We start from the raw sequence: 23510 nt of genomic DNA, 5'->3' as shown, positions 1-23510 counted from the left end.
AGGATTTTCGGGCCGGCGTCCTCCGTTTTATGCGGAGCAGGTGCTTGCCAGCATGCTCTATGCTCAACCCCACTGTGACCTCCCTGACTGCGCCGGATAGTACGGCACCCAAGAAGCGCTATCAGGCTGAAGCCTGCGTGGCCAAGCATACGGGCGATCGTACCGAGCAGCAGGACAGGGCCGCAGTGTTTGCCCACCCCAATCGAAAGGGTACCCTCATGGCCGTGCTGGCAGATGGCATGGGGGGGCACTCGGGCGGCGCCATGGCGGCGGAGCAGGTCATCCTCAAGGCGCGCCAGAACTTCGAGGCTTTTGCGCCGGCTTCCGAGAGTGCGCCCGACCTGTTGCGCAGCATCATCGACGAAGCCCATATCGTCATCAAGCTCACCCGCTTCACCAGCGAGCAGGATCCGCACAGCACTGCTGTGGTCTTCATGATGCAGCCGGACCGGGCCGACTGGGCTCACTGCGGTGATTCGCGCTTCTACCATTTCAGGTCCGGCAGCTTGGTGACACGCAGCGTTGATCATTCCCTGGTCGAGGAGCTCGTGCGCAAGGGGCGTCTCGACGCGGAGGGGGCATTGCGTCATCCCAACCGCAACGTGCTGCTGTCCTGCCTGGGGTCCGAGCGGGAGCCCCGGGTGGATGTCGGGCATGCCTCGCCCCTGGTGGGCGGCGATGCGTTCCTGCTCTGCTCCGACGGCTTGTGGGCCTACATCGGCGAGGAAGAAGCTGGCCGCATCCTGGCCGACAATTCACCCCGCGAGGCGGCTTCCATCCTGATTGAACTGGCGCGTCAGCGGGCCCGTGGTGGTGGTGACAACATTTCACTGGCCGTGGTCAAGCTGGTCGAGGTGCCGAGCCGGCCCAAGTCCGATTTCCCGGCGCTGGGGGCCTGATCTTCAGGCCTGGTCCGCAGTACTGCAGCGTGCTTTTCAACCGCCCGTCACCGGGCGGTTTTCATTTTGTCTTCAGCCAGTTGCGGCGCCAGAACACCGCCGCCATGAGCCCCGCTGCGCCCGCCATCAAGGTCATGGCCAGGCGGAAGCCGTCCGCCTCCTCGAGCAGGGGCATGCTGCGGAAGTTCATGCCGAAGATGCCGGCGATCAGGGTGGCCGGCATGAACAGGGTGGTCAGCACGGTGAGGATGCGCACCTCGCTGTTCAGCCGGTTGCTGACGCTGGACAGGTAGATGTCGAGCAGGTCGGCGAGTAGGTCGCGCACGGATTCGAGGGATTCCAGCACGTGCACCGTGTGGTCGTAGATGTCCCGCAGGTAAAGCCGCGTATCCGGGCTGAAGAAGCCGTTGTCGGCCCGTGACATGTTGTTGAGCACTTCGCGCAGTGGCCAGATGGCCCGGCGCAGCGTCAAGGCCTCATGCTTGACCCGGTTGATGTCCACCAGCAGCGCCGGGTTGGGATGATTCAGGGCCTGTTCTTCCAGCTCTTCGGCCTCGTCGGTCAGATGGTCGAGCATCACGAAGTAGCGGTCCACCAGGGTGTCAAGCAGGGCATAGGCCAGGTAGTCGGCGCCGTGGTTGCGCATGGCGCCGTTCTCGGCGCGCAAGCGTTCGCGGATGGCTTCGAAGGCGCCGGTGGGGCGTTCCTGGAAGGTCAGCACGAAATTGCGTCCAAGCACGATGCTGACCTGGTCGGAGTTCAGGCAATGGCGCTCCGGGTCGAAGTCGAAGCAACGGACGACGATGTACAGGTAGTCGGCAAACTCGTCGCTCTTGGGGCGTTGCTGGGTGTTGAGGATGTCTTCCTGGACCAGCGGATGCAGCTTGAAGCGCCGGCCGATCTCCGCCATCACGGCAGGGTCATGCAGGCCGTGTACGTTGAGCCACAGCTTCTCGCGCACCGGTTGATGCTGCCGGGAGGCCTCGAGGGAGTCGAAGTGCGTCTCGGTGATTCCGCCCGCGTCGAACTCGATCAGCGTGATGCTGGGCTTGTCGGTCTTGATCTCACCCACATGCACCAGGGTACCTGGGGGTAACCCCAACTTTCGGGGAAGATGGGTTCGTTTCTTGCTAGACTTGCGCATCTTGTTTGCAATATTCGGATCAATTGGCCGGATTTGAGCTCAGGATCGGGGTTTTTACCCGGCAATTCCCGGTAGTTCCTGTCAGATAGTGTTACGTCGGCGAACCCCTCTCGCGACGATAGCAGAATTCCACTTACTTATAAGGAGGTTCCATGCCTCTGGTCATCGGTGTGACCAAAGAGCTCACGCCGGGGGAGCGCCGCGTAGCGCTCGTACCGGACGTAGCCAAGAAATATCAAGGGCTTGGCGCAGCATTGCTGCTCCAGGCGGGTGCTGGCGAGTCAGCGTATTACCGTGATGCTGATTACGGGGCCTCCGAGCTGGCTGCCGATCAGGCTGCCGTGCTGCAAAAGGCTGATCTGTTCCTGCAGGTTCAGCCCCTCGGGCTGGATGCGCTCAACACGCTCAAGCCGGGCAGCGTGCTGGTCGGGCTGCAGCAGCCCTGGGCCAGCCGCGAACGCGTCGAGCTGTTGCTCCAAAAGAAGATCACCTGTTTCGCTTTGGAACTGTTGCCCCGCATCAGCCGGGCCCAGAGCATGGATGTGCTGTCCAGCCAGGCTGCGGTGGCGGGCTATGAATGCGCCCTGATCGCGGCGGACCACAGCCCCAAGTTCTTCCCGATGCTCACCTATGCCGCCGGCACCATCCGCCCGGCCAAGGTGCTGGTGATCGGCGCGGGCGTGGCCGGCCTGCAGGCCATCGCCACCGCCAAGCGTCTTGGCGCAATGGTGTCCGGCTATGACGTGCGTCCGGAGACCAAGGAACAGATCGAATCCCTCGGCGCCAAGTTCGTGGACACCGGCGTGTCGGCGGCCGGCAGCGGCGGCTATGCGCGGGAACTCACCGATGACGAGAAGCGCCAGCAGGCCGACAAGCTGGGCAAGGCCATCGCCGAGTGCGATGCCCTCATCACCACGGCGGCGATCCCGGGGCGCAAGGCGCCGCAGATCGTCAGCGCCGACATGGTGGCCCGCATGAAGCCGGGCTCGGTGGTGGTGGACATGGCCGCCGAAACCGGCGGCAACGTGGCCGGCACGGTGGCGGGCGAGAAGACCTGGGTTGGCGAAGTGCTGATCATCGGCCCCACCCACATCCCCAGCCGCATGCCCGTGCATGCCTCCGAGATGTACGCCAAGAACCTCTTCAACTTCATCTCGCCCTTCATCAAGGACGGGGCCCTGGCCCTGGACTGGGAGGACGAAGTGATGGCTGGCGCCTGCCTCACCCACGACGGGGTGCTGCGGCATGCCGGCGTGAAGCAGGCCCTTGGAATGTAAGCGGAGGACGACCATGGACGGATTCGTTGCACTGTATATCTTCATGCTCGCGGCCTTCACGGGTTACGAGGTGATCTCCCGTGTGCCGGTGATCCTGCACACGCCCCTCATGTCCGGCTCGAACTTCGTGCACGGCGTGGTGCTGGTGGGCGGCATGATCGCCCTCGGCCAGGCGGAAACCCCGCTTGAGCAGGCCATCGGCTTCGTTGCCGTGCTGCTCGGCGCGGCCAACGCGGCGGGCGGTTACGTGGTGACCGAACGCATGCTCGCCATGTTCAAGTCGAAGGAGAAGAAGTAATGGCGATCAAGTGGCTGATTGACGCGAGCTACTTTGTGGCCGCGGTGCTCTTCATCCTCGGCCTGAAGGGCATGAGCTCGCCGGTTTCGGCGCGCAAGGGGATTGTCTGGGCGGGGGTGGGCATGGTGCTGGCCACCGTCGTCACCTTCCTCACCCCGGGCATGAACAACTTCGCCCTGATGGTGCTGGCGATCGCCCTCGGCGGTGCGCTGGCCTGGATCTCCGGCAAGAAGGTCGCGATGACCGACATGCCGCAGATGGTGGCGATCTACAACGGCATGGGCGGCGGCGCGGCGGCGGCCATTGCGGCGGTGGAGTTTGCCCGCGGCGAGATGCACGGCACCGTGGTGACCCTGCTGGCGACCCTCGGTGCGCTGATCGGCGCCGTGTCCTTCGCCGGTTCGGTGGTGGCCTGGGCCAAGCTGCAGGGGGTCATGAAGTCGGCCTTCCGCCTGCCGGCGCAGAACGTCGTCAACATCGTGCTGGCTCTGGCCGCGGTGGGCCTCGGTGCGGCCATCGTGCTGGCGCCGGCCATCGATCCGATGCTGGTGGTGGCCTTCTTCGTCCTGTCGCTGGTCCTCGGCACCATCATCACCCTGCCCATCGGCGGGGCCGACATGCCGGTGGTGATCTCCCTGTTCAACGCCTTCACCGGCCTGGCGGTGGGTTTCGAGGGCTTCGTGATGGGCATTCCGGCGCTCATCATCGCCGGCATCGTGGTCGGCGCCGCCGGCACGCTGCTCACCCAGCTGATGGCCAAGGCCATGAACCGGCCGATCAGCAACATCCTCTTCGTGCCGATGGCCGCCGCCGGCGGCGGCGAGGCGGTGGAGGGCGAGCAGAAGGAGATCGGTGCGATGGATGCGGCGGCGGTGATGCGCTATGCCTCCAAGGTCATCATCGTGCCGGGCTACGGCATGGCGGTGGCGGGCGCCCAGCACAAGGTGTGGGAGATGTCCGAACTGCTGGAGGAAGCGGGCGTCGAGGTGGTGTTTGCGATCCACCCGGTGGCGGGGCGCATGCCCGGCCACATGAACGTGCTGCTGGCCGAGGCCGGGGTGCCCTACGAGAAGATCTTCGACCTCGAAGAGATCAACGGCGACTTTGCCCAGGCCGACGTGGCCCTGGTGATCGGTGCCAACGACGTGGTGAACCCCTCGGCGCGCACCGACAAGTCCAGCCCGATCTACGGCATGCCCATCCTCAACGCCGACCTGGCGCAGAACGTCATCGTCGTGAAGCGGGGCAAGGGCACCGGCTACTCGGGCATCGAGAACGCCCTGTTCTACAAGGACAACACCCGTCTGCTCTACGGCTCTGCCCAGCAGGCCATCGGCGAGGTGATCCAGCATGTGAAGGCGCTGTCGGTCTGATCGACAGCACGCATGCCAAAAGGCCCGCAGGTTCGCCCTGCGGGCCTTTTTTTTGGTGCGGGAGTGTCTCGCGAGGGGCTGCGCACAGGGCAAGCCCTGTCCGCGGGTGCCTCGCGACGCTTGATGGGACAGATCGCCCCTGTCCCGCATAAGGCCCCGCCCACCCCAAAGCTCGCTCGCGAGGGGCCTTGAGATGCTCGTGCGCTATCCGGGGATAGGGGCGGCCATTCGGGAAGACGGACCGGAGCAGCCCGGGGCATGGGCCGGCCTGTCCGGGAGAGCGGCGCATGGATCCGGATGAAAGGGGCGACCATCCCCCGCAGAGGGGCTTACACCAGATCGGCAGGCATCACGGTGCGCAGCACGGTCTGCGTCTCGTCTTCGCGCACCCGGTTGGTGAACCACCACAGGGCGCCCTTCTTGATCGTCCAGTCGGCCTCCTGGCCGGACAGGAGCAGGGCGGCCAGGCGGCCGAGTTCGGGCTGGTGGCCGACCACCAGCACCGAGCCGCCACCATCCGGCCAGCCGCAGGCGGCGAGGATGCTGGAGATGTCGTTGCCCGGGGCGAGCGCGGGCACCACTTCGAAGCTGGAGGTGAAGGCGCCCGCCGTCTGGCGCGTGCGCGTGGTGGGGCTGACGAGGACGCGCAGCTTCTTCGGGCGCCGGCTCTCGAGCCACTCGGCCACCTTGTGGGCCTGGCGAATGCCGCGCTCCGTGAGTTCCCGGGTGTGGTCGGGTACGCCATCCACGGCTTCGGCGTGGCGCCACAAAAGCAGATCCATCCTGTGCGTCTCCTCTTTGTTGTTATCGAGAGGCCGGCAGTCTGGAGCAGGGATGTTACGGGCGGATGAATCCATCAGCGCCTCCACGGGGCCTTGCCCCACAGCAGGGGCTCGAGTGCCGGCAGCACGCTCTTGCGCAGGCGCGCGACACGGGGCGCATGCCAGCCGGCGACAAAGGCCGCGCCGCTGCGCAACTCCGGGTCCTTGCCGGCCCAGGTCTTGAGGCGGCTGCGGGCAACGGCTTCGTCGTTGAGGTAGCCGAGGGTCTCCTGCACTTCGGCGACATCGTTGGCGAAGCGCACGGTGGCCTTTTCGGGCAGCAGGGGCAGCAGGAACTCGATGCCATAGCGCAGGCGCTTGAGGGACACGCGCAGCTCGTGCAGCTTGTCCGCGTGCAGGTCGTCCGCGGCGGCGCTGAAGCGCCTGCGCGCCCGCTTGCGCAGCTGGCTCAGCTGCAGGCGGGCAAAGGTGGTGAGGTTGGCGGACTTGACCAGGGCGTCGCTCTGCAGGGTGTACAGGTCGGCGGCCAGGGCCAGCATCTGGCGGCCGTGGCTGGCGGCGAGCAACTGCTCGCGGGCGGCGGCTTTTTCACGGTCGCGGCGGTCCACCGCCATGGCGATGAGGCGCTGGGTGGCCTCGTCGGCCAGGCCGGATTCGGCCACCGGGCTGAGCACTTCGGCCAGCATCACGTCCAGGTCGCGGGCGGCCCCCAGGCCGTCGGCGGCGTCCTTCAGGGCGTCGGACCAGCGCGCCACGAAGTCGGTGGGCAGGGCCGGGCCAAACAGGCGCAGGGCCGAACGCAGGCGGCGCAGGGCGACGCGCAACTGGTGGATGAATTCGGGGTCGTCGCTCTCGCGGGCGCCGGATTCATTGGCCTGCCACAGGGCCAGGCAATCAAAGCCGATGATGCGGAAGGCGTCCACCGGCGACTGCTCGGCGCTGAGGCGGGACGGGCGGGCCTTGGCCGGGCGCAGGGCGTGGTTGGAGAAGAGGCGGTAGCCGCGTTCGGCCTTGCTGACATTCTCGGGGGTCAGGGGCAGGGTCTCGGCCAGCTGCAGGGCCAGGGCATAGAGCTCCTCGGGCTCGCCCTCGACCAGTTCAAGCTCGAGCTCGCACAGGGGGCGTTCGCGGCCGTCCGCCTCGATGGTGCCCGAGTCGATCATGGCCAGCACCTTGACCCCCTCGCGCGGCGTGAGGATGCAGGTCTCGCGCTTGAAGCGGGTGGTGAACACCGGCACCAGGCGGGGATGCAGGGATTCCAGGCGGCTGCGCACGTCGTCCCGGTCGATGGCGGAGAAGTCGAAGCAGCCGTTGGTGTAGGGCTGCTCCCACTCCGGGCGGGAGGACAGGCCGCCGGTGGACTCGGCGGCGCATTTCACCGTCTGCAGCCAGCGCGTGCCGGCCTTGCGGGTGCGCACGGCCATGCGGCGTTCGCGCAGCTCCAGCTCCGGGGTGTCGAAATAGGTGTTCTCGAGGGTGCAGGTGCGTCCGTCGCGGGGCGCATCGGCGATCAGCGGGTGGCGACGGAGCGCGGCGAGGGATTTCTGGGGAAGGGTGAGCTTCAGTTCGATTTCGTGGCTCATGGGCAGGCCGTCGGGCTGGATGAAGTGGGCGGCCGAACCCGGGCGGGATCGGCGAAGCGGCCCATTCTAGACCCGATGATGCGCGCCTGTCTTGCGCGCCCGGGTTACAGTCTGCGGGCCTTAGCTGGCCCCGAAAACCGCTTCGGCCGCGCCCTTCTGGCCGGTGTTGTCGAGCCAGCTCACCGCCACCCGGTCGCCGGCCTTGACGTCCTTGAGCTGAAAGGCGAAGAGGGGGTTGGCCGACACCGAGGTGCCCAGCGCGCCCTCGATGACGCTGCGCCCGTTGAGGCTGAGGCTGACCTGGATGATGAAGTGGGCCGGCGGAATGCGCCCGGACGGGTCCTTGCGCAGCCCGGTCTCCATGGGGTGAGGCATCAGCACGCGGACTTCGCCTTCACTGCCCTTGATGCTGGCGCGGATCTTGATGGGGTCGCTCATGGTGGGGCCTTTCTTCCGCTAATCGCCGCAGCCGCCGACCGTGACCTTGACGTCACGGAACACGGTGTAGTGCTTGCCGGCGGCCGTCGCCACGATGCGCAAGCGGGAGCTTTCGGCCATGCGCAGCCGGGTCTGCAGGCGGGGCACGGCCTCGGGGCCGAAGTTGAACTGCAGGGCGAGGGGCAGGGGGTTCTTGTCGATGATCACCATGAGCCGGGTCGTGCCCGGGATGTTGCTGGCGATCTCGATGGGCACGGAAGCGCCGTTCTCGGCGACTTCGGGCACTTTCAGGAAGATGTCGCGGGTCGCCTCCGCGCCGCCGGTGCCGGTGAGGCGCAGCACGTCGGCGGCCGTCTTGGCCTCGAAGGGCGCGCGGTTGAAGTCGACGGCAAGTGCCTGGCCGGGGCGCAGCAGGCCGCTGCCGATGAAGGGGGCGACAGCGCCGGCCTTGCTGAAGAGCTCAAGGAAGATCCGCCGATTCATGGTGTGCGTGGGTGTGGGGGAGCGGGTTGGGGGCCGTATCATCTCATCCTTTGCGTTGAAGATAAGACAGGCCCTCACTTGAAGTTCAACCTGAATCTGCATGGCCTGCGTGGCCTGGCCGCGCTGGCGGTCTTCCTGTTCCACTGGGTTGCGCTGATTCCCGGTGCGGCGCCCCTGCTGCAGTTCTCCGCGGGGCCGCTGGCGTTCAGCCTGGCGACGCCGCTGGGCTTCGGCTGGCTGGGGGTGACGGTGTTCTTCGTCCTGTCGGGCTTCCTGCTGGCGGGGAAGCTGAAGGATGCACGGCTCGACGCGCGCTTTGTCGGTGCCTACCTGGCCCACCGGGGGCTGCGCATCCTGCCTGCCTACTGGGTGCAGTTGATGGCCTTCATCGCCATCGCGGCGATGGGGGCGAGCTGGCCCGGGATGCCGCCGGCGCGCCAGTTTGCCGCGAACCTGCTGTTGTGGATGGATCTGCCGCCGTGGATGGAGCGACCCATCAATGGCGTGGCGTGGACCTTGCCGGTGGAGATGATGTTCTACCTCATCCTGCCGGCCGTCGTGCTGCTGATCCGGGCGAGAGGCGCCGTCCAGGTGCTGCTGGCGGCGGTGGTGGTGACCTTCCTGTGGCGCTATGCGGTGCCCTTCATCTGGCCCGCGCCGAATCAGGCGGATAACCTGACCATCCTGAACGCGCTGCCTGGCTCCCTGTCGCTGTTCGTGCTGGGGGTTGCGGCGGCTCATGCTCCGCGCAAGGCATCCCCGCGTGCTGTGCTGGCGTGGCTGCTCGGGGGAATGGCGGGGCTGGTCATCCTGTGTGTGATCCTGCTCGACAACCTCGCCACCTACTACCAGGGTGGGCTGTTGCTCACGGTGTGGACCACCTGCGCAGGGGCTGCCATCGCCGCTATCGTCCATGCCCTGTCGCTCGCGGAGAAGCCCTTGCCGGTGCTGGGCTCCGGCGCGCTGCGCCGGCTGGGAGACCTGAGCTACGGCCTCTACCTGTGGCATCTGCCTGTGCTGCTGTGGTTGAAGGCGGCCCTGCCCACCGATGCCGGAGCTCCGGCGATGGCGCTGTGGGTGCTGGGAGGCGCCACCCTGGCAAGCCTGGCGCTGGCGCTGCTGAGTTACCGGCTGGTGGAAGCACCGGCCATCCGCCTGGGCCTGCGTTCCTTTCCGCTGGCGGCCCGGGCTGCCTGAGCCTCAGCCCCCGGTCGTCCAGTGCCCGGACTTGCCGCCCTGTTTTTCGAGCAGGCGGATGCCGGTCATGGTCATGCCCTTGTCCACGGCCTTGCACATGTCGTAGATGGTCAGCAGACCGACCTGCACGGCGGTGAGGGCTTCCATCTCGACGCCGGTGCGGCCGACGGTTTCGGCGGTGACGGTGCAGCGGATGGTATCCGTGCCCTCGATGGCGAAGTCGGCGGCGACGCGGGTCAGGGGGATGGGGTGGCACAGCGGGATCAGGTCGGCCGTACGCTTGGCGCCCTGGATCGCGGCGATGCGGGCGATGCCGATCACGTCGCCCTTCTTGTTGTCGCCGGCGAGGATGCGCTCTAGGGTGGCGGGCAGCATCACGATCAGGCCTTCGGCGCGGGCCACGCGGCGGGTTTCTGACTTGGCGGAGACATCCACCATGTGGGCCTGGCCCTGGGCGTCGAAGTGGGTGAGGGGGGGGAGGGTGTTGCTCATGATCGGCGTGGTGAAGGTGGGGAACCTGTGGCGCGGGGCGCTATCATAGCACCGTGAAAAATCGCCTGATCGCCGTCCTGCTGTGCCTCGCCCTGGTGCCGGGCAGCTACTCCCAGGGCCTCCCCGACCTCGGGGATAGCGCCTCCGCCGACCTGTCGCCGCTGGCCGAACAGAAGCTCGGCATGCAGATCATGCGCGACATCCGCTGGGCTGATCCGGCCTACCTGCGCGACGCCGAGGTGGAGGACTACCTCAACCGCCTGGGCGACCGCCTGGTGGCGGCCGGGCCCGGCGCGGGGATGCCTTTCGAGTTCTTCGGGGTCAACGATCCGTCGCTGAATGCCTTTGCGATGCCGGGCGGCAAGATCGGCGTGCACACGGGGTTGATCCTCGCTGCCCAGAGTGAATCCGAACTGGCCGGCGTGTTGTCCCACGAAATCTCCCACGTCACCCAGCGCCACATCGCGCGCATGGTGGGGCAGCAGGGGCGTTCCAGCATGCTGATGCTGGCGACCCTGCTGGTGGCGGTGCTGGCCGCCAAGTCCAGCCCGAATGCCAGCCAGGCCGCGATCATGGCCGGGCAGGCGGCGGGCATCAGTTCGCAGCTGTCCTATTCGCGCGATTTCGAGCACGAGGCCGACCGCCTGGGTGTCCAGAACCTGGCCGCGGCGGGCTTCGACGTGCGCGGCATGGCCAGCTTCTTCGAGCGTCTGCAGCGCAACAGCCGGCTCTATGAGAACAACGCGCCCGCCTACATGCGGACCCACCCGCTGACCTCCGACCGGATCTCCGAGATGGAGGACCGTATCCTCCATCTGCCCTACCGGCAGGTGCCTGACTCCCTCGACTTCCAGCTGGTGCGCGCCAAGCTGCGGGTCGGCAAGGCGGCCTCGCGGGAGCTGATGGACGAACTGCAGGATGCCGGGCGCCGCGACGGGCAGAGCGTGGTGGCGCACTATGCGCTGGCGCGCGCTTACCTGGCGAGCCGACGTTTTGCCGAGGCGGAGCGGGAGCTGGTGGCCCTGCGTGGCCTCAAGCAGCCCTCCGCGATGATCGAGGGCCTGGATGGCGAGCTGCTGCTGGCGAAGGGCGATGCGGCGGGGGCGGCAAAGGTGTTTCATGACGGCCGGAGCCGCTTTCCGCAGTCCCGTCGGCTGCTCTACGGCGAGGCCGGAGCCTTGCTCGATGCCGGGCGCACGACGGAGACCCTCAACCTGGTCAAGACCGAGTTGCAGACCACCCCGGGTGATGCGCTGCTGTGGGAGTTGCGGGCGCGCACCGAGGCCGCCTTCGGGCATCGGATGGCACAGCATCGCTCGCTGGGTGAGATGTACGCGATCCAGGGCAAATATGCGGCGTCGGCGGAGCAGCTCACCCTGGCCCAAGGCGCCAAGGACGGGGATTTCTTCGAGATGTCAGCGGTGGATTCGCGCCTGCGCGAAGTCCGCGCCCTGCTGGCGGAGCAGATGAAGGAGCGGCGCGAGCGCTGAAAGCGCCGGGCACGGTTAGAATCGCGGCTGATGCGCCTTCGACATGGAGTGAACCGTAAATGGATTTTGACAAGGAAGTGGATGCCCGGGGCCTGAACTGCCCGCTGCCCATCCTGCGGGCCAAGAAGGGCCTGGCGGAGTTGCAGGCGGGGCAGGTGCTGCGGGTGCTGGCGACAGACCCGGGCTCGGTCAAGGATTTTGCCGCCTTCGCCCGGCAGACCGGCAACGAGCTGGTCAGCCAGGGGGAGTTGCCGGACAGCGTCTTCGAGTTCTTCCTGCGCCGCAAGTAAGCCGCGGTTGCACGGGTCGCGATGAAAAAAGGCCACGCATTGCGTGGCCTTTTTTCGTGGGCTGCGACTGACTCAGCGATCAGCCCAGCTTGGCCAGCTGAGGCTTGAGCTTGTCCACGGTGGCGCTGAAGTTGGCCAGGCGCTCCTTCTCCTGGGCCACCACGGCGGCGGGGGCACGGGCCACGAAGCTCTCGTTGGAGAGCTTGGCGTTGGCCTTGATGATCTCGCCTTCGAGACGGGCGATCTCCTTGGACAGGCGCTCGCGCTCGGCGGCGATGTCGATCTCCACCTTGAGCATCAGGCGCTGCTCGCCGACGACGGCGACCGGAGCCAGCTCCTCGCTGCTGATCTCGTCCACCACCTGCACCTCGGACAGTTTGGCGAGGCCGGCGATGTAGGGGGCGAACTTCTTCAGGCGCTCGGCGTTGCCGGCGGCGACCAGGGGCATGCGCTGGGCGGGGGAGATGTTCATCTCGCCACGCAGGTTGCGGCAGGCGTAGATCAGACCCTTGAGCTCGGCCACGTCGGCCTCGCTCTTCTCGTCGATGCGGCCCGGGTCGGCCTCGGGGTAGCGGGCCAGGCACAGGCTGTCCACGTCCTTGCGGCCGGCCAGCGGCGCGACGGTCTGCCACAGCTCTTCGGTGACGAAGGGGATCAGCGGGTGGGCCAGGCGCAGGATGGTCTCGAGCACGCGGATCAGGGTGCGGCGGGTGCCCTTCTGCTGGGCCTCGTTGCCGGTGTTGATCTGCACCTTGGCGAGTTCGAGGTACCAGTCGCAGTACTCATCCCAGATGAACTCATACACCGTCTTGGAGACGAGGTCGAAGCGGTATTCCTCGAAGTGCTGGGCGATCTCGGCTTCGACGCGCTGCAGGCGGCTGACGATCCAGCGGTCGGCAAAGGAGAACTCCAGCGGGCCGTTGCCGCCGCAACTGGGGCCGTCCTGCTTGTGCTCGAGGCCCAGGTCGTGGCCCTGGACGTTCATCAGCACGAAGCGGGTGGCGTTCCACAGCTTGTTGCAGAAGTTGCGGTAGCCCTCGCAGCGGCTCATGTCGAACTTGATGTCGCGGCCGGGGCTGGCCAGGCTGGCGAAGGTGAAGCGCAGGGCGTCGGTGCCGAAGGCGGGGATGCCGTCGGGGAATTCCTTGCGGGTCTTCTTCTCGATGCTGGCGGCCTGCTTGGGGTTCATCAGGCCGGTGGTGCGCTTGGCCACCAGGGCGTCGATGCCGATGCCGTCGATCAGGTCGATCGGGTCGAGCACGTTGCCCTTCGACTTGGACATCTTCTGGCCTTCGCCGTCGCGGATCAGGCCATGCACGTAGACGTGCTTGAAGGGGATCTTGCCGGTGATGTGCTTGGTCATCATGACCATGCGCGCCACCCAGAAGAAGATGATGTCGAAGCCGGTGACCAGCACGGTGGACGGCAGGTAGAGATCCAGCGCGTCGTTCGACTTGGCCGGGTATTCGGAGGTCCAGTCGAGGGTCGAGAAGGGCCACAGGGCAGACGAGTACCAGGTGTCCAGCACGTCCGGGTCGCGGTTGAGGGCGCCGCCGTAGCCGGCCTTGTCGGCCAGGGCGCGGGCTTCTTCCTCGCTGTGGGCGACGAAGGTCTCGCCGTTGTCGCCGTACCAGGCGGGGATCTGGTGGCCCCACCAGAGCTGGCGGGAGATGCACCAGTCCTGGATGTTGTTGAGCCACTGGTTGTAGGTGTTGACCCAGTTTTCGGGGACGAACTTGATCTCGCCCGACGAAACCACTTCCAGCGCCTTTTCGGTGATGGACTTGCCGTCCTCGCCGGGCTTGGACATGGCCACGAACCACTGGTCGGTGAGCATCGGCTCGATGACCACGCCGGTGCGGTCGCCACGGGGCACCTGCAGCTTGTGGGGCTTGATCTTGCCGAGCAGGCCGAGGGCCTCGAAGCGGGCCACCACCTGCTTGCGGGCCTCGAAGCGTTCGAGGCCGGCCAGGTCGGCCGGCAGCGGGACGGCGCCGCTGACCACGCCGTGGGTGACCACCGTGCCGTTGGCGGGCACGGTGCCTTCGAGGGTCAGCACGATGATCATCGGCAGGCCGTGGCGCAGGCCGACGGCGTAGTCGTTGAAGTCGTGGGCGGGGGTGACCTTGACCACGCCGGTGCCGAACTCGCGGTCGACGTATTCGTCGGCGATGATCGGAATCTCGCGGTCCACCAGCGGCAGGCGCACGGTCTTGCCGATCAGGTGGGCGTAGCGCTCGTCTTCCGGGTGGACCATCACGGCGGTGTCGCCGAGCATGGTTTCAGGACGGGTGGTGGCCACGGTGAGGCTGCCGCTGCCGTCGGCCAGCGGGTAGCTCAGGTGCCACATGAAACCGTCTTCCTCTTCCTGGACGACTTCCAGGTCGGAGACGGCGGTGTGCAGCTTCGGGTCCCAGTTGACCAGGCGCTTGCCGCGGTAGATCAGGCCTTCGTTGTAGAGGCGCACGAAGGTCTCGGTGACCACCTTGTTGAGGCCGGCGTCCATGGTGAAGCGCTCGCGCGACCAGTCCGGGCTGGTGCCCATGCGGCGCATCTGGCGGGTGATGGTGCCGCCGGAGTATTCCTTCCATTCCCAGACCTTCTCGAGGAACTTCTCGCGGCCGAGGTCGTGGCGGGAGATGCCCTGGGCGTCCAGCTGGCGTTCGACGACGATCTGGGTGGCGATGCCGGCGTGGTCGGTGCCCGGCTGCCACAGGGTGTTCCAGCCGCGCATGCGGTGGAAGCGCGTCAGCGCATCCATGATGGTCTGGTTGAAACCGTGACCCATGTGCAGGGTGCCGGTGACGTTGGGCGGCGGCAGCAGGATGCAGAAGGATTGATCGGCGGGCTTGCTGCGGTCGAGGCCGGCGGCGAAGTAGCCGCTCGACTCCCAGTGCTCATACCAGCGGCGTTCGATCTCCGCCGGTTCGAAACTCTTGGCCAGTTCCATGGGGACTCTGTCTGTTAAGGCAAAGGGCGGATTATAGCGGATGCGCCCGTCTTGCCCCGAACCGACAGGCCTCAGGTGCTCCTGTCGTCGTCCAGGTTGTCGGCGATCTCGGTGGAGATCAGGGGGAGGAGGGTGCTGCGCAGGTGGGCCACCGCCTTGACCCGGATGCGGTCGGCGAATTCGTCGAGCTCCCGCGACATGAGCTGCGGCAGCTCATTGGCCATCCAGTCCTCGATGTGGCGGCTGATCGCGGTTTCAAGGGCGATCAGGCGTTCCGCCATCAGGTTGGTGGCGGCCTCCGGGCCGATCCCGGCGGGCGCCGCGAAGGGCGCCGGGTCTGGCGTGAGCGGCTCGAGGATGATGGGCGTGCTCTCGCCGATATAGGGTTCGACCCGTTCGCTGACCACCTCGGTGAGGACCGGCAGGTCGTCGCCATCAGCGCTGTCCGCGTCGATTTCGGCGGAGAAGTGAGGTTCGGTGTCCTCGTCCTCGAGGGAGATCTCGAAGTCGGAACTGTGGTGGATGTTCATTCGCCGCTCCGCTGGGCCAGGTCGTGGGCGGCCAGGGTGTAGCCGCGGGCCTTGTAGTCCCGGTAGCGGCCACGGGCGGCAGCCCTCTCGGGGTCGGACGGGCCGACGATCTCGAGCACCAGTTCGAAGCGGTCGAAGCCGGCGGGGAGTTCGTCACCCAGGTTGATCAGGACGTCGTCGTGGGGAAGCACGTCGAGGGTGGTGCCGATCACCACCGGGGTTTCGGCCGCGAGTGGCGAGCCAGCCGGGACGTGGGGCACGAATGCCAGGGGCTGGAAGGCCCACAGCATCTGGTCGAAATGGCGGGCCGTGCCACCATCTGGTGCGAACACCGAGATGCGCTTGCCACCTGCGCACGCCTTGGCGGTCAGCACGCAGGCGACGCGCAGACGGTCCGGGGCGTTGTGGTAGAAGCGGATCTCGGTGGTCATGGGAAGGCCCGGGGTGGTGCTCAGCGGGACGCCCGCTCGATCAGGAAGCGGGTGAGGAGCGGCACGGGCCGGCCGGTGGCGCCCTTGTCGGCCCCCGACTTCCAGGCGGTGCCGGCGATGTCAAGGTGGGCCCACTTGTAGGCCTTGGTGAAGCGGGCCAGGAAGCAGGCGGCGGTAATGGTGCCGGCGCCCTTGCTGCCGATGTTGGGGATGTCGGCGAAGTTGCTCTTGAGCATGTCCTGGTACTCGTCCCACAGGGGCAGCTGCCAGGCCTTGTCACCGGCGGCCTGGCCGGAGGCGAGCAGTTCGGCAGCGAGCTGGTCGTCGTTGGCCAGCAGGCCGGAGGTCAGGTTGCCCAGGGCGATGATGCAGGCGCCGGTGAGGGTGGCAATGTCGACTACCGCGGCCGGCTCGAAGCGCTCGGCGTAGGTGAGGGCGTCGCACAGGATCAGGCGGCCCTCGGCGTCGGTGTTGAGGATCTCGATGGTCTGGCCGGACATCGAGGTGACGATGTCACCCGGCTTGATGGCCGAGCCGCCGGGCATGTTCTCGGTGGTGGGGATCAGGCCGACCACGTTGATCGGGAGTTCCATGCGGGCGATGGCCTTGAAGGTGCCGAGCACGCTGGCGGCGCCGCACATGTCGTACTTCATCTCGTCCATGCCCTCGCCGGGCTTCAAGGAGATGCCGCCGGTGTCGAAGGTGATGCCCTTGCCGACCAGCACGACCGGCTTGTCCTTGGCCTTGCCGCCCTTGTAGTTGAGGATGATGAACTTGGGGGGCTCGTGGGAGCCGCGGGCCACAGAGAGGAGGGAGCCCATGCCGAGCTTTTCCATGTCGGCGCGCTCGAGCACCTCGACCTTGATCTTGTGGTCCTTGGCGAGCTTCTTGGCGGTGGTGGCCAGGTAGCCCGGGGTGCACACGTTGCCGGGCAGGTTGCCGAGGGTCTTGGCCAGGGCCATGCCTTCGGCGATGGCTTGGCCTTCGCGCACGGCCTCCTTCAGGTTGTCGTCGATCTTGGCGCGGGTGACAAAGACGATCTGGCGGACATCCTTGCGGGATTCGTCCCGCTTGGATTTGAGTTCGTCACAGCGATAGGTGCTGTCGAGCAGGATCTGGGTGGCCTGGGCCAGGCGCCAGGCGAGGTCGCGGCCCGGTACTTCGGCTTCAGCCAGGCAGAAGGCGGCGTCTTCGGCCGGCGAGGCGCCGAGCTGGCGCGCAGCGGCAGACACGGCATCGCGGTAGGCCTTGTCGGACAGGGCGTCGCTCTTGCCCAGGCTGACCAGCAGCACGCGGGGCGTGGCCAGGCCGGGCAGGGCGTGGAGCATTAGCGTGGCGCCGGCCTTGTCGTCCAGGTCGCCGCGCGCCAGGATGGTCGAAATGGCACCGTCAGCAGCCTTGTCGAGGGCCCTGGCGCTTGCAGACAGCTCGCCGCCGCTGAAAACGCCCGCTACCACACAGCCGTTCTTGAGTTTTTCCGGGGCTCCGGCCTTTATGGTAAATTCCACCCGCTTCTCCTTGGAAACACGCGTCAATTGGGGATATCGCGGCACATTATGGCCGCCACCCCGGCAGACGTCAAAACGGCCTTCCCAGGCGCCAATTACTGCCCCCGCATGATTTTTCTCCGAGCTGCCCAGCGCGAATTCACGCAGAACGCCGTGGCGGTCTTTGTGGCGCTGTTCGCCATTCTTATTTCCACCGTGCTGATCCGCCTGCTGGGTCAGGCTGCGGGAGGGCGTGTGCCGGCCGACGCCGTGCTGGCCCTGATCGGTTTCGGTGCCGTCGCCCAGATGCCGGTGGTGCTGTCCCTGACCGTGTTCATCGCCGTGCTGATGTCCTTGTCCCGCTCCTATCGGGATTCGGAGATGGTGGTCTGGTTTTCCAGTGGCCTGCCGCTCACCGCGTGGGTGCGGCCGGTGCTGCGCTTCGTGCTTCCGGTGGTGGTGGTGATCGCGGCCTTGTCCCTCTTCGGCGCGCCCTGGGCCCAGAAGAAGAGCGTCGAGTACAAGGAGCAACTGAACAATCGCGATGACGTCACCCGGGTGGCGCCCGGCCTGTTCCGTGAGTCGTCGGGCGGCGAGCGGGTGTTCTTCGTCGAGGCCTTGTCAGGCGATGCGGGGCGGGTCCGCAACGTGTTCGCGAGCAGCATGCAGCATGGCCGCCTGGGTGTGATGGTGGCGGCCGAGGGGCACATGGAGGTGGATCCCAACGGCAATCGCTTCGTGGTCCTCGAGAACGGGCGTCGTTACGAGGGCACGCCGGGTACGCCGAGCTACCGGGTGATGGAGTTCGAGCGCTACCAGATCCTCATGGAGTCGAAGGAGGCGGTCGATGGCCCCCGCCAGCCCAAGACCCTGGCCCTGCCGGCCCTGATCAAGAATCCGGACCAGCGCAACCAGGCCGAGCTGCTGGCCCGGATCAGCACGCCGCTGCTGGCGGTGATGCTGGCCTTGCTGGCGATTCCGTTGTCCTTCGTCAATCCGCGGGCAGGGCGCACCAACAACCTGATCCTGGCCATCCTGGTCTATCTCATTTACAGCAACACGATCAGCGTCTGCCAGGCCTGGGTCGGGCAGGGACGGCTGCGTTTCGACGTGGGCCTGATCGTTCCCCACGTGGTGATGCTCGGCGTGCTGGCCCTGCTGTTCTACCGGCGTCTGAGCGTGTTCGCCCGCTGGCGCAGAAGCTGATGATCCCTGTCTATATTCGCTATATCAGCCGCGAGATCTACGCGGCTGTCGCTCTTGTGCTCCTGGCCTTTCTTGGCCTGTTCGCCTTCTTTGACCTGGTGAACGAGCTGGACGATGTCGGCAAGAACGGCTATGCCCTGCATCACGCCGCGATCTATGTGCTAATGATCATGCCGGGGCGTGTTTACGAGCTCCTGCCCATCGCGGTGCTGATCGGTACGCTCTATGCGTTGACCACCCTGGCGCGGCATTCCGAGATCACCGTGCTGCGGGCGTCCGGCCTGTCGACCCGGCGTTTCCTGCTGGGGTTGTTGTCGGTGGGGCTGGTATTTGTGGCCTTGACCTTCGTGTTTGGTGAATACCTGGCGCCGCCGGCGGAGCGCGCCGCGCAGCAATGGCGCCTGGCCGCGACCCGTTCGATGGTGTCCCAGGAGCTGAAGACCGGTCTGTGGGTGCGTGATGGCAATCTGTTCGTCAATGTGCGCAGCGTGCTGCCGGATACCTCGCTGCAGGGTGTCCGCATCTACGAGTTCGATGATCGGGCGATGCTGCTGTCCATCAGCGAGGCCGAGTCCGGTGCGTATGACAAGAGTGCCGGCTGGCGTCTGAAAGGAGTCGGCAAGACGGTGTTTCATGGCGAGCGGACCGAGGTGCTGAAGATCGACGAGTTGATCTGGCACTCGGAGCTGACGCCGGATGTGTTGTCGGTGCTGATGGTTGTGCCGGAACGGATGTCGGTGTCGACCCTGTATTCGTACATCCGCCACCTGGATGAAAACCGTCAGCGCACGACGCGCTACGAGATTGCCCTGTGGAAGAAGCTGGCCTACCCCTTTGCGTCCCTGGTGATGATGGGGCTGGCCCTGCCTTTCGGCTACATGCAGACGCGGATGGGCGGGGTCAGCCTGAAAGTCTTCTCGGGCATCATGATCGGGGTGGGTTTCCACCTGCTCAATGGCCTGTTCTCCAATCTGGGCGTGATCAACGGCTGGGTGCCCGCCGTTGCGGCGCTGACGCCCAGCATCGCCTTCCTGCTGGCGGCCATGTTCATGATGTGGTGGGTGGAGCGACGCTGAGGCCCGCTCCTGTATTTCAGGCGGTCGGTTGTCCCGAGAGCAGGACGATCCGGGTGCCGGCGAGGCGATCGTGCAGGAACTGCCGATCCCGGTCGATCAGGGCCCACCACAGGCCCATTCCAAGAAACAGCACCGACGGCCAGGCCAGGGCGTAGCGTGCCCACCCGCGCCCGAGGCTGACCGGGTTGCCGGCCGTATCCACGATGCGCAGTTTCCAGGTCTGCATGGCCAGGGTCTGGCCGCCTCTGCGCCAGTACCACAGGAAGTACATCCCCAGCACTATGAACACATGGATCCACAGTAGCTCGCCCGGGGGGCTGTAGCCCGTGCCTATGCCGAGGATGAGAAGCGGGACCATGAAGGTCAGGGCCAGCACCCCCAAAAGAAGAAGCGTTTCATAAAGCATGCTCGCCAGGCGGCGGCGCAGCCCGGCGAGTTCGGCGAGCTGGCGCGGGTGCGTCGCCGACGGCGAAGAGGGAGAGGTCTGGGGCATGAAATGGGGAGGCAGCGGTTGAGAGCGTCCGCAGCCAGCTGCTCCCCGGGGGCGGGGAGGCTGTGGCTGGGGTCAGGGTTTGCCGGAAACGATGGCGGTGCTGGCGCCCGCGGGAGGCTCCAGCGCGGGCGGCATGGCAGTGGTGCCCGGAGCAGGCGGGGGCGGGGTCTCCTGGACCGTGGCGGGCTCGACCGGTGGAGGCGGTGCGGGCTTCTTCGGGACGACAACCCGGGGGGGCAGGGGGGCGCTCAGCGGCTTGAGGGGGGCGGCGCCGGTCTTGGGGACGGAGGCCTTGGCGGCCGGCTTGCTGGCGGCCTCCTTGAAGCGCGACTTTTCCTCGCTGGGCAGTTCCTGGTAGGTGATCCACTTCTCGCGCAGAACTTCGCGCTTCTCGGCGGGGATGCGCTGGAGGTTGCGGTACTGGTCACGTGCCGTGGCGCGTTCTTCAGGGGTCAGGGCGAACCAGGTCTCCATTCGTCGTTGCAGGCGCGACTGCTCTTCCGGGGTGTAACCGGGGAAGCGGTCAGCAATGCCTGCCCACTTGCGCTTGCGATCGTCGGGGAGGTCCTTCCATTCCTTGGCCAGCGGGGCGAGCGTGCGCTGCTGCTCAGGCGAGAGGTCTTTCCAGGCAGGAACCGTGAGAGGCGGTGTGGCCACGACCTGGGTCGAGGCCACGAGAGCAATCGCGGCGATCAGTCGGGAGATTCGTTTTGAACCCATGCGTCGAATCCGCGATCAAGGTAAGCGTCGATGGGAAGGTCGTCGGCGAGCAGAGCGCTGTCCACTTCTTCAAGGTCAGCCACATGCTGCAGTTCGCCGAGGAAGCCGCTGCCCACGGCGAGCAGCAGGACCACCAGCATGGCGACCGCAGTCCGGCCATGCGGAAGAATATGTTCGACCATGCTTTGGCCGATGCCCGCCAGGCTGAGTCTCTTGACGCGTACCTTCTGTCGCGACAGGGCCTTTTGTCGCGCTTCGGCCAGACGATTGGCCGCCGGCAGGGAGATTTCCCGGGCAGACATGTTCAGATGTTGCCGGATCCTGATCTGGAGTTCCCGTTCGTTCATGGTTTGATGCCCTTTGCAGCAAGTGCAGCAGCAAGGGTGTGCGTGGCACGGGAACAGTGTGTTTTGACACTGCCCTCGGAGCAACCCATTGCTGCAGCCGTTTCAGCGATATCCATTTCTTCCCAGTAACGCATCAGGAAGGCTTCGCGTTGACGTGGAGGAAGCCTTTCGATTTCCTTTTCTATGGCAACCAGAGTCTGTCTTTGTTCCAGTTGAGCTTGAGGCGATTCACTCTTGAAGTCGCTGTCGGCAGATTCGAGGGTGTCGAGCGGATCGTGTTCGTCATCTTCGGGGCCGGAGAAGGCTGACAGCAGGGTGGTCCACATGCTGCGGACCTTCTGTCGGCGATAGTAGTCGCGGATGGTGTTCTGCAGGATGCGCTGGAAGAGCATGGGGAACTCCTCCGGCGGCTTGTCCCCGTACTTCTCGGCGAGCTTCATCATCGCGTCCTGAACGATATCCAGCGCCGACTCTTCATTGCGGACCGCAAAGAGGGCCTGCTTGAGGGCCCGTCTCTCGACGCTGGCAAGAAAATCCGATAGTTCTAGGCGGGATGACAGGGGTAAATCCTTTGTGGTCCGGGCGCGCCTGGCCCGACTGTTTGTCGCTGCCGGGGGGCAGGGATGGCGCAACCGCTGGCGCAGGTGAATGCAGGGCAGCCCAACGGCTTCCTTGACCAATCCGCGGGGCGGCGGTATGGTTCAACGTTTTACATCGCCGATATAGCTTCGGGTGCAGTGATGGTCATGACCGGTGCGGAAATTGTAATCAGGTGCCTCCAGGAAGAAAAGGTCGATTATCTGTTCGGCTATCCGGGTGGGGCTGTACTGTATATCTACGACGAGCTTTTCAAGCAGGACAAGGTCCGCCATGTGCTCGTGCGTCATGAGCAGGCGGCGATCCATGCTGCCGACGGCTACGCCCGTTCCACCGAAAAGGTGGGTGTTGCCCTGGTGACCTCCGGTCCCGGCGCGACCAACGCGGTGACCGGCATCGCGACGGCCTTCTGCGATTCGATCCCGATGGTGGTGATTTCCGGGCAGGTCCCGTCCGCCGCCATCGGTCAGGATGCTTTTCAGGAAGTGGATACCGTGGGTATCACGCGTCCCTGCGTGAAGCACAACTTCCTGGTGCGTGACGTGCGCGACATCGCGCCCACCATCAAGAAAGCCTTCTACTTGGCCAGGACGGGTCGTCCTGGTCCTGTCCTGGTCGATATTCCCAAGGACATCACAGCTCAGAAGTGTGAGTTCGAGTACCCGCAGACGGTTTCGATCCGCTCTTACAGCCCCGTCGTCAAGGGGCATCAGGGGCAGATCAAGAAGGCCCTGCAACTGTTGCTCGAAGCGCGACGGCCGATGATCTATGCCGGCGGCGGGGTGGTGCTGGGCGACGCGGCCGACAAGCTGACGGCCCTGGTGCGCAAGCTCGGTTTCCCCTGTACCAACACGCTCATGGGGCTTGGCGGCTATCCGGCCACCGATCCGCAGTTCGTCGGCATGCTCGGCATGCACGGCAACTACGAAGCCAACATGGGCATGCATTACTGCGATGTGCTGCTCGCCGTGGGTGCCCGTTTCGATGACCGCGTGATCGGCAGTCCGGACCATTTCGCGTCCGAGCCGCGCAAGATCATCCACATCGACATCGATCCGTCCTCCATCTCCAAGCGCGTGAAGGTGGATGTGCCCATTGTCGGCGACGTGGCTGAGGTGCTGGGTGAGTTGCTCGCCCAGCTCGAGGCGACCTCGCAGCGGCCGGACCAGGAATCCCTGGGGTCGTGGTGGAAGCAGATCGACGAATGGCGTCGCCGCGACTGCCTCAAGTTCACCCAGGGCGAAGGTCTGATCAAGCCCCAGTACGTGATCCAGAAGCTCTGGGAAGTCACTTCCGGCGAGGCCTTCGTGACTTCGGACGTGGGCCAGCACCAGATGTGGGCCGCCCAGTACTACAAGTTCGACAAGCCCCGTCGCTGGGTCAATTCCGGTGGTCTCGGCACCATGGGCTTCGGCCTGCCTGCAGCGATGGGCGTTCAGCTTGCCCATCCGGGGTCACCGGTGGCCTGCGTCACGGGTGAGGGCTCCATCCAGATGAACATCCAGGAGCTGTCAACCTGCAAGCAGTTCCGCCTGCCCATCAAGGTGATCCTGCTGAACAACGGCTACCTGGGCATGGTCCGGCAATGGCAGGAGCTGTTCCACGGCAACCGTTATTCCGAGTCCTACATGGACGCGCTGCCCGATTTTCCGAAGCTGGCCGCGGCCTATGGTCACGTGGGCATCCGGGTCGACAAGCCGGGTGATGTCGAAGGGGCGTTGCGTGAGGCCTTCAAGCAGAAGAACGATCTGGTCTTCCTCGATTTCCAGGTGGATGCCACCGAAAACGTGTATCCGATGGTGCAGGGTGGCAAGGGCCTGACGGACATGATCCTGTCGGCCGAGGACCTCTGAATCGCAGGAGTTTGCCGTGGGGAAGATCCGGCAGGCTTCCGACCCTTCCACGGCGCTTGATGCCCACTGGCTGC

General features: G+C 65.9%; 24 protein-coding genes. 10 read left to right on the top strand and 14 right to left on the bottom strand.

Going from position 1 to position 23510, the window contains the following annotated elements:
- Window positions 1-59: 59 nt before the first annotated feature.
- A complete protein-coding gene (locus HHL15_RS07330; RefSeq protein ID WP_169145174.1) occupies window positions 60-899 on the top strand; it encodes a PP2C family protein-serine/threonine phosphatase in 840 nt (279 codons plus the stop codon).
- Window positions 900-960: 61 nt separating this feature from the next.
- Here HHL15_RS07330 and corA read toward each other — a convergent pair whose 3' ends face one another.
- Complete coding sequence (corA, locus tag HHL15_RS07325; RefSeq protein WP_328825002.1) at window positions 961-1971, bottom strand: magnesium/cobalt transporter CorA; 1011 nt, start codon at window positions 1969-1971, stop codon at window positions 961-963.
- A gap of 224 nt (window positions 1972-2195) precedes the next feature.
- Between corA and HHL15_RS07320 the strand changes: the two genes are divergently transcribed.
- The 3 genes from HHL15_RS07320 to HHL15_RS07310 are packed head-to-tail and all read left to right on the top strand — an operon-like array spanning window position 2196 to window position 4991.
- Window positions 2196-3320, top strand: coding sequence for an NAD(P) transhydrogenase subunit alpha (locus HHL15_RS07320; protein WP_169145172.1), 1125 nt, complete (start codon window positions 2196-2198; stop codon window positions 3318-3320).
- Between the two features lie 13 nt (window positions 3321-3333).
- Window positions 3334-3618, top strand: coding sequence for an NAD(P) transhydrogenase subunit alpha (locus HHL15_RS07315; protein WP_169145171.1), 285 nt, complete (start codon window positions 3334-3336; stop codon window positions 3616-3618).
- Complete coding sequence (locus tag HHL15_RS07310; protein ID WP_169145170.1) at window positions 3618-4991, top strand: NAD(P)(+) transhydrogenase (Re/Si-specific) subunit beta; 1374 nt, start codon at window positions 3618-3620, stop codon at window positions 4989-4991. The genes HHL15_RS07315 and HHL15_RS07310 overlap by 1 nt, the downstream gene beginning before the upstream one ends.
- Window positions 4992-5320: 329 nt before the next feature.
- Here HHL15_RS07310 and sixA read toward each other — a convergent pair whose 3' ends face one another.
- The 4 genes from sixA to HHL15_RS07290 all read right to left on the bottom strand — a co-directional run bounded on the left by sixA (window position 5321) and on the right by HHL15_RS07290 (window position 8277).
- Window positions 5321-5773, bottom strand: coding sequence for a phosphohistidine phosphatase SixA (gene sixA / locus HHL15_RS07305; protein ID WP_169145169.1), 453 nt, complete (start codon window positions 5771-5773; stop codon window positions 5321-5323).
- A 74-nt stretch (window positions 5774-5847) separates the two neighbouring features.
- Entirely contained in the window at window positions 5848-7356 is a 1509-nt protein-coding gene (locus tag HHL15_RS07300) for a CYTH and CHAD domain-containing protein (RefSeq protein ID WP_169145168.1), read from the bottom strand.
- 120 nt (window positions 7357-7476) lie between these two features.
- Entirely contained in the window at window positions 7477-7794 is a 318-nt protein-coding gene (gene soxZ, locus HHL15_RS07295) for a thiosulfate oxidation carrier complex protein SoxZ (RefSeq protein WP_169145167.1), read from the bottom strand.
- A gap of 18 nt (window positions 7795-7812) precedes the next feature.
- On the bottom strand, window positions 7813-8277 hold the full coding sequence (locus tag HHL15_RS07290; protein WP_169145166.1) for a thiosulfate oxidation carrier protein SoxY: 465 nt from the start codon (window positions 8275-8277) through the stop codon (window positions 7813-7815).
- A gap of 78 nt (window positions 8278-8355) precedes the next feature.
- Between HHL15_RS07290 and HHL15_RS07285 the strand changes: the two genes are divergently transcribed.
- Window positions 8356-9474 carry an acyltransferase family protein gene (locus HHL15_RS07285; protein WP_169145165.1) on the top strand — a complete coding sequence of 373 codons (1119 nt, stop codon included), beginning with the start codon at window positions 8356-8358 and terminating at the stop codon, window positions 9472-9474.
- 3 nt (window positions 9475-9477) lie between these two features.
- Here the strand turns inward: HHL15_RS07285 and moaC are convergent, their stop codons facing one another.
- Entirely contained in the window at window positions 9478-9966 is a 489-nt protein-coding gene (gene moaC / locus HHL15_RS07280; protein WP_169145164.1) for a cyclic pyranopterin monophosphate synthase MoaC, read from the bottom strand.
- Window positions 9967-10019: 53 nt separating this feature from the next.
- On the opposite strand from moaC, the gene HHL15_RS07275 reads away from it, so the two are divergent.
- Both HHL15_RS07275 and HHL15_RS07270 read left to right on the top strand, forming a co-directional pair.
- Window positions 10020-11456 (top strand): M48 family metalloprotease, encoded by a 1437-nt coding sequence (locus HHL15_RS07275; protein ID WP_169145163.1) that lies wholly within the window; start codon window positions 10020-10022, stop codon window positions 11454-11456.
- A 59-nt stretch (window positions 11457-11515) separates the two neighbouring features.
- Window positions 11516-11746 carry a sulfurtransferase TusA family protein gene (locus HHL15_RS07270; RefSeq protein ID WP_169145162.1) on the top strand — a complete coding sequence of 77 codons (231 nt, stop codon included), beginning with the start codon at window positions 11516-11518 and terminating at the stop codon, window positions 11744-11746.
- Between the two features lie 79 nt (window positions 11747-11825).
- On the opposite strand, the gene HHL15_RS07265 is transcribed toward HHL15_RS07270, so the two are convergent.
- The 4 genes from HHL15_RS07265 to HHL15_RS07250 form a co-directional block, all read right to left on the bottom strand.
- Window positions 11826-14696 (bottom strand): valine--tRNA ligase, encoded by a 2871-nt coding sequence (locus tag HHL15_RS07265; RefSeq protein WP_169145161.1) that lies wholly within the window; start codon window positions 14694-14696, stop codon window positions 11826-11828.
- 71 nt (window positions 14697-14767) lie between these two features.
- Window positions 14768-15226 carry a hypothetical protein gene (locus HHL15_RS07260; RefSeq protein ID WP_169145160.1) on the bottom strand — a complete coding sequence of 153 codons (459 nt, stop codon included), beginning with the start codon at window positions 15224-15226 and terminating at the stop codon, window positions 14768-14770.
- Entirely contained in the window at window positions 15223-15657 is a 435-nt protein-coding gene (locus HHL15_RS07255) for a DNA polymerase III subunit chi (protein WP_169145159.1), read from the bottom strand. The genes HHL15_RS07260 and HHL15_RS07255 overlap by 4 nt, the downstream gene beginning before the upstream one ends.
- Window positions 15658-15677: 20 nt before the next feature.
- On the bottom strand, window positions 15678-17165 hold the full coding sequence (locus HHL15_RS07250; RefSeq protein ID WP_169145158.1) for a leucyl aminopeptidase: 1488 nt from the start codon (window positions 17163-17165) through the stop codon (window positions 15678-15680).
- A gap of 108 nt (window positions 17166-17273) precedes the next feature.
- Between HHL15_RS07250 and lptF the strand changes: the two genes are divergently transcribed.
- On the top strand, window positions 17274-18350 hold the full coding sequence (lptF, locus tag HHL15_RS07245) for an LPS export ABC transporter permease LptF (RefSeq protein WP_169145157.1): 1077 nt from the start codon (window positions 17274-17276) through the stop codon (window positions 18348-18350).
- On the top strand, window positions 18350-19426 hold the full coding sequence (gene lptG / locus HHL15_RS07240; protein WP_169145156.1) for an LPS export ABC transporter permease LptG: 1077 nt from the start codon (window positions 18350-18352) through the stop codon (window positions 19424-19426). Before lptF ends, lptG begins: the two co-directional genes overlap by 1 nt.
- Window positions 19427-19442: 16 nt before the next feature.
- Here the strand turns inward: lptG and HHL15_RS07235 are convergent, their stop codons facing one another.
- The 4 genes from HHL15_RS07235 to HHL15_RS07220 all read right to left on the bottom strand — a co-directional run bounded on the left by HHL15_RS07235 (window position 19443) and on the right by HHL15_RS07220 (window position 21666).
- Window positions 19443-19919: an RDD family protein gene (locus HHL15_RS07235; RefSeq protein ID WP_169145155.1), complete on the bottom strand. Its 477-nt coding sequence runs from the start codon at window positions 19917-19919 to the stop codon at window positions 19443-19445.
- Window positions 19920-19991: 72 nt separating this feature from the next.
- On the bottom strand, window positions 19992-20639 hold the full coding sequence (locus tag HHL15_RS07230; RefSeq protein ID WP_169145154.1) for a DUF3106 domain-containing protein: 648 nt from the start codon (window positions 20637-20639) through the stop codon (window positions 19992-19994).
- Window positions 20612-20986, bottom strand: a complete 375-nt coding sequence (locus HHL15_RS07225) for a DUF3619 family protein (protein ID WP_169145153.1) — start codon at window positions 20984-20986, stop codon at window positions 20612-20614. Before HHL15_RS07225 ends, HHL15_RS07230 begins: the two co-directional genes overlap by 28 nt.
- A complete protein-coding gene (locus HHL15_RS07220; RefSeq protein ID WP_235943276.1) occupies window positions 20983-21666 on the bottom strand; it encodes an RNA polymerase sigma factor in 684 nt (227 codons plus the stop codon). The genes HHL15_RS07225 and HHL15_RS07220 overlap by 4 nt, the downstream gene beginning before the upstream one ends.
- Here HHL15_RS07220 and HHL15_RS07215 point away from each other — a divergent pair.
- On the top strand, window positions 21610-23436 hold the full coding sequence (locus HHL15_RS07215; RefSeq protein ID WP_169145152.1) for an acetolactate synthase 3 catalytic subunit: 1827 nt from the start codon (window positions 21610-21612) through the stop codon (window positions 23434-23436). The two genes, HHL15_RS07220 and HHL15_RS07215, sit on opposite strands and share 57 nt — an antisense overlap.
- Window positions 23437-23510 lie beyond the last annotated feature (74 nt).

The sequence above is a fragment of the Zoogloea dura genome, assembly GCF_012927165.1.
GTDB lineage: Bacteria > Pseudomonadota > Gammaproteobacteria > Burkholderiales > Rhodocyclaceae > Zoogloea > Zoogloea dura.
This window is presented reverse-complemented; position numbering and strand designations above follow the sequence as displayed.

Coding starts and splice junctions, on each gene's coding strand:
- sixA (WP_169145169.1), bottom strand. CDS start 5,773: ATGGATCTGCTTTTGTGGCGCCACGCCGAAGCCGTGGATGGCGTACCC.
- HHL15_RS07260 (WP_169145160.1), bottom strand. CDS start 15,226: ATGAACATCCACCACAGTTCCGACTTCGAGATCTCCCTCGAGGACGAG.
- lptF (WP_169145157.1), top strand. CDS start 17,274: ATGATTTTTCTCCGAGCTGCCCAGCGCGAATTCACGCAGAACGCCGTG.
- HHL15_RS07255 (WP_169145159.1), bottom strand. CDS start 15,657: ATGACCACCGAGATCCGCTTCTACCACAACGCCCCGGACCGTCTGCGC.
- HHL15_RS07300 (WP_169145168.1), bottom strand. CDS start 7,356: ATGAGCCACGAAATCGAACTGAAGCTCACCCTTCCCCAGAAATCCCTC.
- HHL15_RS07320 (WP_169145172.1), top strand. CDS start 2,196: ATGCCTCTGGTCATCGGTGTGACCAAAGAGCTCACGCCGGGGGAGCGC.
- HHL15_RS07290 (WP_169145166.1), bottom strand. CDS start 8,277: ATGAATCGGCGGATCTTCCTTGAGCTCTTCAGCAAGGCCGGCGCTGTC.
- moaC (WP_169145164.1), bottom strand. CDS start 9,966: ATGAGCAACACCCTCCCCCCCCTCACCCACTTCGACGCCCAGGGCCAG.
- HHL15_RS07230 (WP_169145154.1), bottom strand. CDS start 20,639: ATGGGTTCAAAACGAATCTCCCGACTGATCGCCGCGATTGCTCTCGTG.
- HHL15_RS07310 (WP_169145170.1), top strand. CDS start 3,618: ATGGCGATCAAGTGGCTGATTGACGCGAGCTACTTTGTGGCCGCGGTG.
- HHL15_RS07215 (WP_169145152.1), top strand. CDS start 21,610: ATGGCGCAACCGCTGGCGCAGGTGAATGCAGGGCAGCCCAACGGCTTC.
- soxZ (WP_169145167.1), bottom strand. CDS start 7,794: ATGAGCGACCCCATCAAGATCCGCGCCAGCATCAAGGGCAGTGAAGGC.
- lptG (WP_169145156.1), top strand. CDS start 18,350: ATGATCCCTGTCTATATTCGCTATATCAGCCGCGAGATCTACGCGGCT.
- HHL15_RS07315 (WP_169145171.1), top strand. CDS start 3,334: ATGGACGGATTCGTTGCACTGTATATCTTCATGCTCGCGGCCTTCACG.
- HHL15_RS07225 (WP_169145153.1), bottom strand. CDS start 20,986: ATGAACGAACGGGAACTCCAGATCAGGATCCGGCAACATCTGAACATG.
- HHL15_RS07235 (WP_169145155.1), bottom strand. CDS start 19,919: ATGCCCCAGACCTCTCCCTCTTCGCCGTCGGCGACGCACCCGCGCCAG.
- HHL15_RS07265 (WP_169145161.1), bottom strand. CDS start 14,696: ATGGAACTGGCCAAGAGTTTCGAACCGGCGGAGATCGAACGCCGCTGG.
- HHL15_RS07270 (WP_169145162.1), top strand. CDS start 11,516: ATGGATTTTGACAAGGAAGTGGATGCCCGGGGCCTGAACTGCCCGCTG.
- HHL15_RS07330 (WP_169145174.1), top strand. CDS start 60: ATGCTCAACCCCACTGTGACCTCCCTGACTGCGCCGGATAGTACGGCA.